Origin of the sequence: Pararhizobium mangrovi, assembly GCF_006516965.1 — a bacterium.
In the GTDB taxonomy this organism is placed as follows: Bacteria; Pseudomonadota; Alphaproteobacteria; order Rhizobiales; family Rhizobiaceae; genus Pararhizobium_B; species Pararhizobium_B mangrovi.
The window spans coordinates 218,195-229,735 of the sequence record NZ_VHLH01000001.1; the positions used below are offsets into that span (position 1 = coordinate 218,195).

Sequence of the window (11,541 nt, forward strand, 5' to 3'; positions counted from 1 at the left end):
TATGGCGCGGCCTGCCGCGCGTGGAACCGGGCCCCTTCACAAAATGGCGATGCAAGAGAATCTTGCGGAATGTTCACGTGCCAAATCCGCAAGAACACTATATAGTTCATCGAAGGGCGAATCGGAGAGACTTTAACCGGCACGAGAGTGATGCCGATGCCAACGTCTCGGAATCCGGCTCGGGCACATAGGTCGCCCGTAAGTAACGAAAACGCCGCGCGCCAGAGAGCGCACGGGTTCCGATCGGCCAGCACTTCTGCCAGCGACGTCCTTCGTCTGTTTGGAACAGCGCGTTCTTGTCCCTGACCAAGACGACGGGAGAATTGCATGCCGATGCACGATACCGATGTTTTCGATCTTTTTTCCGAACTTTACAGCCGCGAGCGCCACGAGGAGATGAGCTTGCAGGAATACCTGCTTGCTGCTCGTGACGACCCGTCGATGTACGCGACTGCGCCGGAACGCATGATGAAGGCGATCGGCGAACCCGCCCTGATCGATACCAGCGAGGACGCCCGCCTCGGCCGCATCTTCGCCAACCGCACGGTCAAGATCTATCCGGCGTTTGCCGACTTCTACGGAATGGAGGAGACCGTCGAGCGGATCGTCTCGTATTTCCGCCATGCCGCGCAGGGGCTGGAGGAGCGCAAGCAGATCCTCTACCTGCTCGGCCCGGTCGGCGGCGGCAAGTCTTCGCTCGCCGAGCGCCTGAAGCGGCTAATGGAAGAGCAGCCGATCTATACGCTCAAGGTCGGCGAGGAGATCTCCCCCGTCTTCGAAAGCCCGCTCGGCCTCTTTCGGCCGGACCGCATGGGCGACCTTCTGGAAGAAAAGTACGGCATCGCGCGCCGGCGGCTGACGGGGCTGATGTCGCCTTGGGCGACCAAGCGGCTCGATGCGCTGAACGGCGACATCTCGCGCTTTTCCGTCATCAAGCTCGTGCCATCGCGGCTGCGCCAGATCGGCATCGCCAAGACCGAGCCCGGCGACGAGAACAACCAGGACGTCTCCGCGCTCGTCGGCAAGGTCGATATCCGCCAGCTCGAGAACTTCAACCAGGCGGACCCGGACGCCTATTCCTATTCGGGCGGGCTGAACCGCACGACGCAGGGCATGCTCGAGTTCGTCGAGATGTTCAAGGCGCCGATCAAGGTGCTGCACCCGCTGCTGACGGCGACGCAGGAGGGCAACTACAACGGGACCGAGAACTTCGGCGCGTTCCCCTATCAGGGCATCGTGCTCGCGCACTCGAACGAATCGGAATGGCTGCAGTTTCGCAACAACCGCAACAACGAGGCCTTTCTCGACCGCATCCAGGTGGTCAAGGTGCCGTATTGCCTGCGCGTGACCGAGGAAAAGCATATCTACGAAAAGCTGCTTCGCGAGAGCGAGCTGGCAAGCAATTCCTGCGCGCCGGAGGTGCTCGAGATCCTCGCGCGCTTTTCCGTCGCGACGCGGCTTTCCGAGCACGAGAATTCGCCGCTCTTCACCAAGATGCGCGTCTATGACGGCGAGAATCTGAAGGATACGGATCCGAAGGCGAAGTCGGTGCAGGAGTACCGGGATGCGGCCGGCGTCGACGAGGGGATGACAGGCATTTCCACCCGCTTCGCCTTCAAGGTGCTTTCCGCGACGTTCAATTTCGACACCGCGCAGGTGGCGGCCGATCCGGTGCATCTGATGTACGTGCTCGAACAGGCGATCCGTCGCGAGCAGTTCCCGCCGGAGACGGAGGCGAAGTATCTCGACTTCCTGAAGTCCGAGCTCGCACCGCGCTACGCGGAGTTCATCGGCTACGAGATCCAGAAGGCGTATCTGGAATCCTACAGCGAGTACGGGCAGAACCTCTTCGACCGCTACATCGCCTACGCCGATGCGTGGATCGAGGACCAGGACTTCAAGGATCCCGATACGGGACAGATCCTGAACCGCGAGGTGCTCGATGCCGAGCTTTCGCAGATCGAAAAGCCCGCCGGCATCGCCAATCCGAAGGATTTCCGCAACGAGGTCGTGAAGTTCACGCTCAGGGCGCGGGCACGCAACGGCGGCAAGAACCCGTCCTGGACGAGCTACGAAAAGCTGCGCGAGGTCATCGAGAAGCGCATGTTCGGTCAGGTCGAGGATCTGCTTCCCGTCATCAGCTTCGGCTCCAAGAAGGACAGCGCCACCGAGAAGCAGCATTCCGAGTTCGTCAATCGGATGATGGAGCGTGGCTATACCCAGCGCCAGGTCCGCCGGCTGGTCGACTGGTACATGCGGGTCAACAAGGCGGGGTAGATCGATCCGCTGATCGGCCCCGTTCGACGACCGTCACGATGCGAAAGCCTGCTTCGGCAGAAAGGATCGGATGCCCAACTACATCGATCGCCGCCTCAATCCGAAGGACAAGAGCCTCGGCAACCGGCAGCGCTTCATTCGCCGGGCCCGCGACGAGCTGAAGCGAGCGATCAACGAGCAGATCCGCACCGGACGCATCGGCGATGCGGACGGCAAGCACTCCGTGCCGGTTCCCGTTCGCGGAACGAGCGAACCGTCGTTCTCGCTCGACCCGACGAGCGGCGAGCATGAACACGTGCTGCCCGGCAACAAGCAGTTCCGCCCCGGCGACAAGCTGCGCAAGCCGCCGGGCGGCGGGGGCGGGCAGGGCAGCGGCGGCGAACCGGGCTCGGGCGGGGACGCCGACGACGACTTCCGCTTCGTGCTCTCGCGCGAGGAGGTCATGGACCTCTTCTTCGAGGATCTCGAACTCCCCCACATGGTGAAGATGAACCTCAAGGAGGCGATCCGCTACAAGCCGCGCCGGGCGGGTTTCACCACCAGCGGATCGCCGACGAACATCAACGTCGCGCGCACCATGAAGAACAGCTTCGGCCGCCGGCTCGCGTTGAACCGGCCGAAACGCGAGGAGATCGACGCGCTTGTCGCACGCATCGCGGTAGAAGAGGCCAAGCCGAAGAGCGAGGCGCGCCGCCGTACGATCGCCGCCCTGACGGAAGAACTCGACCGGCTGGAACGCCGCCGACGCCGCGTTTCCTACGTCGATCCCATGGACATCCGCTTCAACCGGTTCGAGCAGCAGCCGATCCCGAACGCGAACGCGGTGATGTTCTGCCTGATGGACGTCTCCGGCTCCATGGGCGAGCGCGAGAAGGACCTCGCCAAGCGCTTCTTCGTGCTCCTGCACATGTTCCTGTCGCGGCGCTACGAGCGCACGGACATCGTCTTCGTGCGGCATACGCACGAGGCGAGCGAGGTGGACGAGGAAACGTTCTTCTATTCCACCCGATCCGGCGGCACGATCGTCTCCACCGCGCTTGCCGAGATGAAGCGCATCATCGACGAGCGCTATCCGTTCGACCAATGGAACATCTACGCCGCGCAGGCCTCGGACGGCGACAACAGCCGGGACGATTCGGGGCGCTGTATCGCCATGCTCGATCAGGACATCATGCCGCTGTGCCAGTACTATGCCTATGTCGAGATCATCGACCGACGCGAAAGCGACATCTTCCGCACGACGGAGAACGGAACCGCGCTCTGGAAGGCATACAAACAGGTGAGCGAAGCCTGGGAGACCTTCCAGATGACACGCATCGCCGAGCCGGCCGACATCTACCCGGTCTTTCGCGAGCTGTTCGCGAAGGATCAGTCCGTCGGGCACGGATAGACGGTTCGAGGAGGCGACGATGACTTCCCGCACCACCGGCGGCCTGCTCTTCGAGGGTTCGGACTGGACCTTCGACACGCTCTCGCGCAGCTACGACGCGATCGAGGAGGTGGCGAAGGAAGACCTCAAGCTCGACTGCTACCCCAACCAGATGGAGATCATCTCCTCCGAGCAGATGCTCGACGCCTATTCGTCGATCGGCTTGCCGCTGATGTACCGCCACTGGTCCTTCGGCAAGCATTTCGTCCAGGAGGAGACCGGCTACCGCAAGGGCCATCGCGGCCTCGCCTACGAGCTCGTCATCAATTCCAATCCCTGCATCGTCTACCTCATGGAAGAAAACACCATGGCGATGCAGGCGCTGGTGACGGCGCACGCCGCATTCGGCCACAACCATTTCTTCAAGAACAACTATCTGTTCCGGCAATGGACCGACGCGAACGCGATCCTGTCATACATGGCTTTCGCCAAGGACTATGTCGCGCGCTGCGAGGAACGCTATGGGCTTGCCGCCGTCGAATCGATCCTCGACGCCGCGCACGCGCTGATGGGGCAGGGCGTCTTCCGCTACCGAAGGCCGCCGCGCCTTTCGGCCGAGCGCGAACGGCTGCGTTCGCTGGAACGGCTGGAATACGAGGAAAAGACGTTCGACGACATCTGGCGCACGCTGCCGCAGCGCGCCGGCGAGGACGAACAGGGGGAGGGCGGGCTCGATGCGCAGGAACGCCGTCGCCGGCTGAAGCTTCCCGAAGAAAACCTGCTCTACTTCATCGAGAAGAACAGCCTGATTCTGGAACCCTGGCAGCGCGAGATCGTGCGTATCGTGCGCGTGGTGGCGCAGTATTTCTATCCGCAGCGCCAGACCAAGGTGATGAACGAGGGGTGCGCCACCTTCACGCACTACACGATCCTCAACACGCTTTTCGAGCGCGGCCGCGTCGACGAGGGCACGATGCTGGAACTGCTCGCGAGCCACGCCAACGTCGTCTTCCAGCCTGAGTTCGACGACCCGCGATACGGCGCGCTCAACCCGTACGCGCTCGGTTTCGCGATGATGCAGGACATTCAGCGCATCTGTACGGAGCCGAGTTCGGAGGATCGCGACTGGTTTCCCGACATCGCCGGCAATGGCGACTGGCGGGGCACGCTGCTCGACGCCTGGGAGAACCACCGCGACGAATCCTTCGTGCGCCAGTTCCTGAGCCCCAAGGTCATGCGCGATTTCCGCCTCTTCGCGCTCGGCGACGTGGAGGGCGCCAGCCATTACGAGGTGGCGGCGATCCATGACGAGCGCGGCTATCGCCGGGTGCGCTCGCTGCTGGCCGATTCCATGGATGTCGGCGCCAACCAGCCGGATATCCAGGTGGCCGACGCCGATCTGCTCGGCAACCGCCACCTCAAGCTCGTCCATACGGTGCGCCGCGGCGTCGAGCTTTCCGACCGCGGCCGCGAGGCGACGCTTCGCCACATCAACCGGCTGTGGGGCTACCGGGTCAGCCTCGTCAGCGTCGACGCCGAAACCGGCGAGGAACTGGACGAGTTCGCAGCCGGACCCGTATAGGTTTCGCAGGCACCCGAACCGCGGGCGCTCTCTGGAAGGCAGGTGCGTGCGCGATCTCCCGCGTGCCGCCGGCGAAGCGAGGCAGCGATGATCCGATTCTACTATCACCCGACGCCCAACCCGGCGAAGGTCGCCCTTTTCCTCGAGGAATCGGGAATGGACTACGAGGTCGTTCCCGTCGACACCCGCAAGGGCGAGCAGCACGCGGAAGCGTTTCGCAGGATCAATCCGAACGGCAAGCTGCCGGCGATCGTCGATACTGATGGGCCGAAGGGCGAAACGCGGCTGTTCGATTCCGGCGCGATCCTGCTTTACCTTGCGGAAAAGCACGGCGATTTCCTCGGCGAGCCGGAAGACCGCCCCGAGCTCCTGTCCTGGCTCTTCTTCGTCGCCACCGGGATCGGCCCCTATTCGGGGCAGGCCGTGCACTTTCAGATGGCCGCACCCGAAGGCATGGACTACGCGATCAACCGCTACCGGCGCGAGGTCGAGCGACACTACGCCGTGCTCGATGCGCATCTCGACGGACGGGAATTCATCCTCGGCGACGTCTATTCGATCGTCGACATGTCCGCCTGGGGCTGGCTCGACCGGGCGAACCGCGCACTGCCGGGTTCGAACGATGCGCTGGAGGCGTTTCCTAATCTTCGCCGGCTCTTCCATACGGTCGAGGCACGTCCGGCCGCCGCGCGGGCGCGCAAGGTCGGCGCCGACCATGCCTTCAAGACCGACATGGACGAGGATGCGCGCCGGGCGATGTTCCCGTCGAACTATCCGCAGGCCTCGTAGCGGCGCGCCTGACGAACCCCCGTGGCGTTTTGCTTCCCGCAACGCTTCGCCTTAACCTGCCGATCGCCGGCGCAGTGTGCGCCGGCGGAGGATCCCAACGAACCAAGCATCGGAAACGACCCATGAAACTGCTTCGCTACGGTCCGCGCGGGGGCGAACGTCCGGCGCTCGTCGACGCCGACGGCGCCATCCGCGACCTCTCCGGCCATGTCGACGACATCGCCGGCTCGACGCTTTCGCCGGACGCGATCTCCCGTCTGCTCGCACTCGATCCGGAAAGCCTGCCGCTCGTCGAGACGCCGGAGCGGATCGGTCCGTGCGTCGGGGCCGTCGGCAAGTTCATCTGCGTGGGGCTGAACTACGCCGACCATGCCGCGGAGACGGGGGCGGCGATCCCTGAGGAGCCGATCCTCTTCATGAAGGCCACGAGCGCGATCACCGGGCCGAACGACGATCTCGTCATCCCGCGCGGCTCGAAGAAGACGGACTGGGAGTGCGAGCTCGGCGTCGTCATCGGCACCGAGGCGCGCTACGTCGAAGAGGCGGACGCGATGGCGCACGTCGCCGGATACTGCGTCGTCAACGACGTCTCCGAGCGCGCCTTCCAGGCCGAACGCGGCGGCCAGTGGGTCAAGGGCAAGTCCGCCGACAGTTTCGGGCCGTTGGGCCCGTGGCTCGTGACGCGCGACGAGGTGGCCGATCCGCAGAAGCTGAAGATGTGGCTGACCGTCGACGACGAGACCAGACAGGACGGCTCCAGCGAGACGATGATCTTTCCCGTCTCGAAGCTCGTCTCCTACATCTCTCACTTCATGAGCCTGCAGCCCGGCGACGTGATCTCGACCGGCACGCCGCCCGGCGTCGGCATGGGCATCAAGCCGGAGCCGGTTTTCCTGCGCGCGGGCCAGACGGTTCGCCTCGGTATCGAGGGGCTCGGAGAGCAGTGCCAGGCGGTGGTCGACGCCGACTGACGCTTGCCGAAACGGGGCACGGCGCACTGAAAAAGCGCCGTGCCGATCTTTTTTTCGAGCGCCCCGGATGGGCGTGCGCTCCGACCGTTTTCCTTTCGCCCTTGACGAATCTGTGTCTTTTCAAACACATTGTCGCAAAATCGTCGTCTTTTTCGGGCTTGTCGGAACCCGGGGCGTCGCCGCATCCGCTGCGGTCGCTTCCAAAAAGTCGGCAGCCGTAAAGACCTTGGTTACCAAGTTGATCGATTCTGGCCGCGTGGGACCGGTATAGCCGGCCCATCAGGGATCGACCGAGGGACATGATGACCGGACGGGCTTCCAGCCCTACGGACAGGGGATGAAATGGTGGACATTCGAAGCCCATACGGCAGCGCGCCGCATGACGCGACCGTGCGCCCAGATCGCTCCAGACGCCTGTTTCGCCGCAGTATGTGCGCGGGAATGGGCCTTGGCGTCGTCCTTGCCGGGGGCATCGGCTTTGCCGATCTGCATCCGACGGACCTGCTGGTGCCCGGCGGCACGCAGCACACGCCCGTCATCGAGAGCTCGCTGGCGCCGATCGCCGACAGGGCCGAGGCACCCGCCGGCACCGACGTCGCGCAATGGATGCCGAAGGGCATGAGTGCGGTGGAATCGGGTCGCAGCGGCCGTGTGGAAGCGACGGCGCTTCGCGGTGCGACGTTGCCGAGCAACATGCGCCTGGTCAGGATCAGCCGCTCCACGCGCCTCGACACGCGGCCGTGGATGACGCCGCTGAGCACGCTGAAGGCGATGGCCAAGAAGGGCCTCGCGACCGAAGTGGCACTCGCCAATATTCCGCTGCCGGGGCTCGCACCGCTCGACACCTCGCGCAGCGATGCCGCTTCGAACGCCGCCCAGGCCTTCGGCGAAGTGCTTTCGGGCGATGGTATTGATGGAAAGCCGGCGGCGGACGGCGAGCCGAGCCTCGGCCCTGCGACGCTCGCCTATGCCAGCCCCGACATGGTGCCTTCGCCGCGTCCGCAACTGCCGAAGAGCCCGCTCGCGACGCTGCAGCAGACCGACGGCAAGACGGCCGTCTACGACATCAAGAACGCCGTGGTCTACATGCCGGGCGGCGACAAGCTGGAGGCGCATTCGGGCCTCGGCAAGTTCACCGACACGCCGCGCTACGCCGATCGCAAGAACCGCGGACCGACGCCGCCCAACATCTACGACCTGACCATGCGCAAGCAGCTCTTCCACGGCGTGCGTGCCGTGCGCATGCTGCCGAGCGACGGCCGCAACAGGTTCGGCCGCGACGGGTTCCTCGCGCATACCTACATGCTGCGCGGCCGGCCCGGCCAGTCGAACGGCTGCGTCGTCTTCAAGAACTACGACAAGTTCCTGAACGCCTTCAAGAAGGGCAGGGTGGACCGTATCATCGTGGTGAAGGACCTTTCCGACCTCACCATTCAGATGGCTTCGCGCTGAACCGATCCGCATTCCCCGAATTCGAAAGAGACCCCGGACGGCGATGGTCGTCCGGGGTTTCTCGCGTTTCGATACCTTCATCGCTTAGCGTTTCGGGCCCTGCCGTTCGGCGGATGCCGCCCAGAGATTGATGTCCGCCTCGCGGGCGTAGGTCTCGATCTCGTCGAGTTCGGCATCGGTGAAGTCGGGATTGTCGAGCGCCCGGACGCAATCGGTCACCTGCTCGGGCCGGCTGGCGCCGATGAGGGCCGTGGTCACGCGGCCGCGCCGGAGAACCCAGGCGAGCGCCATCTGCGCGAGCGTCTGACCGCGGCGCTTGGCGATGGCGTCGAGCTGGCGGATGTTTTCGACGTTCTTGTCGTCGAGGAAGTCCTTCTTCAGCGACTTGCCCTGCGCGGCGCGGCTGTCTTCGGGAATGCCGCCTAGATACTTGTCCGTCAGCATGCCCTGGGCGAGCGGCGAGAAGACGATCGAGCCGACGCCGAGATCCTCGAGCGTATCGAGCAGCCCGTCGTCCTCCACCCAGCGGTTGAGCATGGAATAGCTCGGCTGGTGGATGAGGCAGGGCGTGCCGAGATCCTTCAGGATCGCGGCGGCTTCCCGCGTGCGCTGCGAGTTGTAGGAGGAAATGCCGGCATAGAGCGCGCGACCGGAGCGCACGATCGCATCGAGCGCGCCCATCGTCTCTTCCAGCGGCGTGTCGGGATCGAAGCGGTGGGAGTAGAAGATGTCGACATAGTCGAGGCCCATGCGCTTCAGGCTCTGGTCGCAGCTTGCGATCAGGTATTTGCGGCTTCCGAAATTGCCGTAGGGGCCGGGCCACATGTCGTAGCCGGCCTTGGAGGAGATGACGAGCTCGTCGCGATAGCCGGCGAAATCGGTCTTCAGGATGTCACCGAAAGCCTCTTCCGCCGAGCCGGGCGGGGGACCGTAGTTGTTGGCAAGGTCGAAATGGGTGATGCCGAGATCGAACGCGGTGCGACAGATGGCGCGCTTTCGCTCGTGCTCGGTGTCGCCACCGAAATTATGCCACAGGCCGAGCGCGATCGCCGGCAATCTGAGGCCGCTGCGTCCGCAGCGATTGTAGGTCATGCGTTCGTAGCGGTCTTCGGCAGGGTGCCAGTCCATGGGGCGTCTCCGCTTGGTTCGTGAAAGGGCGGGCGATCAGTCTTTGAGAAGCGCCCTGGCTTTCGAAACGCCGAAGGCGGGCGGACGTTCGCACGTCGTCGTCAATTCGACGAAACGCTTCTCCTCGCCGGACCGCAGGATCGACGTCATGATGTCGACGCCGTGGAGTGCCCGGTCGATCGAGCAACACGGCTCGCGCCCCGCGACGATCGCGTCCGCCATCTCCGCGAGCCCGACGGTGCGGTAGTTCGCCTTCATCCCGTCCGGGTGTTCCTGGTTCACGATTTCGAGCGGATGGTCCCAGGCTTCGAGCGGCGCGATGGCCGCGCCCTGCCGGGCGGCCTCGACGGGCCCGCCGAAGAAGTTCGGGTCGGGAACGAAGAGCGAGCCTTCGGTGCCGTAGAGTTCCATCGGCGCGTGGCCGTGCGTCCACACGTCCCAGCTCGCCGAAAGGGTGACGGTCGCGCCCTGTTCGAATTCGAGAAGGGCGTGGATCGTCGTCGGCGTCTCGACGGCGACCATCTCGCCCTTGCGCGGTTCGCACAGGATCTCGCGCTCGGTACGGGCCATGGAGGTAAGGGCACCGACCCGCCTGACGGGGCCGATCAGATTGATCAGATTGGCGACGTAATAGGGGCCGACGTCGAGGATCGGCCCAGCGCCAGGCTTGAAGAAGAAGTCCGGATTGGGATGCCAGTGCTCCATGCCGCGGCTCATGACGTGGCACGTGCCCGAAACGACACGGCCGATCAGGCCCTCGTCGAGCACGGCACGGGCGTGCTGGTGCGCGCCACCGAGGAACGTGTCCGGCGTGCTGGCGACGACGAGACCCTTCTCGTCGGCGAGCCTGCGCAGCGCCTCGCCCTCTTCCATCGACAGGACCAGCGGCTTTTCCGAGTAGACGTGCTTGCCGGCGTCAAGGGCGGCCTTCGTCACCTCGAAATGTGCGGAGGGAACGGTGAGGTTGACGACGATGTCGACCTTACCGTTGCCGAGCAGCGCTTCCACCGACTGCGCCGCGACGCCGTATTCTTCCGCGCGCGCCTTTGTGGCGGCCGGATCGATATCCGCGCAGGCGACGATGCGGATGCCGTGAAAGAGCGGAGCGAGGGTGAAGTAGGTCTTCGAGATGTAGCCGCAGCCGACGATCCCGATCCCGAGTTCTTTCGTCATCGCCATTCCTCCCCTGGTCCAGATCGATTACGCCGAAAGCGCCTTCGCCCCGTCGATGGAGCGGGTCGCGAACCGGCGGTCGTCTGCCGGCTTGTCGTGCTCCATGACGTAGTGGCGCACGCGCGTCTTCCCGATCGCTTGCATCAGGTCGCGCCAGGGCAGGGTGCCGTCGCCGACATCGGCCCAGCCGTCCTCGTCGGCGTTTTCGCCCGGTGCCGCGATATCCTTGACGTGGACGGCCGTGATCCGGTCGGCAAAACGGTCGATCCACGCGAACGGATCGGCACCGGCACGGGCGACCCAGGCGATATCGGCCTCCCACTCCAGCCCGGAACCATCCGCGAACACGTGCTCGATCGGCAGCGATCCGTCGGAAAGGGGCGTGAACTCAAAATCGTGGTTGTGCCAGCCGAACGAATGGCCCGATTGGCGCACCGCCTCGCCGACCGCTTCCAGCCGCTCGCCGAAGGCCTTCCAGCCGGATGCGTCGCCCGGTCGTCGCTCCGGCGCGATATGCGGACAGTAGATCGCCTCGATGCCGAGGGCGTCGGCGATCGCGCGCACCCGCTCCATGTCGCCTTCGAGCAGATCGAGGCCGAGATGTGCGGTCGGCATGGCGAGGCCGTAGTCGTCGAGCTCGCCCTTCAGGCGCGAAAGGGCGCTGTCGTCCATTCCCGCAAAGAGCGGCTCGTAGCCTTCGACCCCGGAATAGCCGGCCTCGTGAAGCATCCTGAGCGTGCCCGAGACCGGCGGAAATTCACGTGAACTGTAAAGCTGGTAATTGAACTCGGGCACGGCCA

At 64.6% G+C, this 11,541-nt stretch carries 9 protein-coding genes; 6 read left to right on the forward strand and 3 right to left on the reverse strand.

Annotation, left to right across the window (positions count from 1 at the left end; all coding sequences use genetic code 11):
- The first annotated feature begins 327 nt into the window (after positions 1-327).
- From FJU11_RS01065 to FJU11_RS01090, 6 genes are all read left to right on the forward strand, one after another.
- Positions 328-2,277: a PrkA family serine protein kinase gene (locus FJU11_RS01065; protein ID WP_141165146.1), complete on the forward strand. Its 1,950-nt coding sequence runs from the start codon at positions 328-330 to the stop codon at positions 2,275-2,277.
- A 70-nt stretch (positions 2,278-2,347) separates the two neighbouring features.
- Positions 2,348-3,667, forward strand: coding sequence for a YeaH/YhbH family protein (locus FJU11_RS01070; protein ID WP_141165147.1), 1,320 nt, complete (start codon positions 2,348-2,350; stop codon positions 3,665-3,667).
- A gap of 19 nt (positions 3,668-3,686) precedes the next feature.
- Positions 3,687-5,228 carry a SpoVR family protein gene (locus tag FJU11_RS01075; RefSeq protein WP_141165148.1) on the forward strand — a complete coding sequence of 514 codons (1,542 nt, stop codon included), beginning with the start codon at positions 3,687-3,689 and terminating at the stop codon, positions 5,226-5,228.
- An 87-nt stretch (positions 5,229-5,315) separates the two neighbouring features.
- Positions 5,316-6,017 (forward strand): glutathione S-transferase family protein, encoded by a 702-nt coding sequence (locus FJU11_RS01080; protein WP_141165149.1) that lies wholly within the window; start codon positions 5,316-5,318, stop codon positions 6,015-6,017.
- A gap of 122 nt (positions 6,018-6,139) precedes the next feature.
- Positions 6,140-6,988 carry a fumarylacetoacetate hydrolase family protein gene (locus tag FJU11_RS01085; RefSeq protein ID WP_141165150.1) on the forward strand — a complete coding sequence of 283 codons (849 nt, stop codon included), beginning with the start codon at positions 6,140-6,142 and terminating at the stop codon, positions 6,986-6,988.
- Positions 6,989-7,429: 441 nt separating this feature from the next.
- A complete protein-coding gene (locus tag FJU11_RS01090; protein WP_235890713.1) occupies positions 7,430-8,440 on the forward strand; it encodes a DUF2778 domain-containing protein in 1,011 nt (336 codons plus the stop codon).
- 84 nt (positions 8,441-8,524) lie between these two features.
- On the opposite strand, the gene mgrA is transcribed toward FJU11_RS01090, so the two are convergent.
- From mgrA to FJU11_RS01105, 3 genes are read right to left on the reverse strand one after another with little or no spacing between them, the layout of a single operon-like run.
- The gene (mgrA, locus tag FJU11_RS01095; RefSeq protein ID WP_141165152.1) at positions 8,525-9,568 is read right to left on the reverse strand and encodes an L-glyceraldehyde 3-phosphate reductase; all 1,044 of its coding nucleotides are present in this window, start codon (positions 9,566-9,568) and stop codon (positions 8,525-8,527) included.
- A 36-nt stretch (positions 9,569-9,604) separates the two neighbouring features.
- Positions 9,605-10,741, reverse strand: coding sequence for a Gfo/Idh/MocA family protein (locus FJU11_RS01100; RefSeq protein ID WP_141165153.1), 1,137 nt, complete (start codon positions 10,739-10,741; stop codon positions 9,605-9,607).
- 27 nt (positions 10,742-10,768) lie between these two features.
- Positions 10,769-11,536 (reverse strand): sugar phosphate isomerase/epimerase family protein, encoded by a 768-nt coding sequence (locus FJU11_RS01105; protein WP_141165154.1) that lies wholly within the window; start codon positions 11,534-11,536, stop codon positions 10,769-10,771.
- Positions 11,537-11,541: the final 5 nt, after the last annotated feature.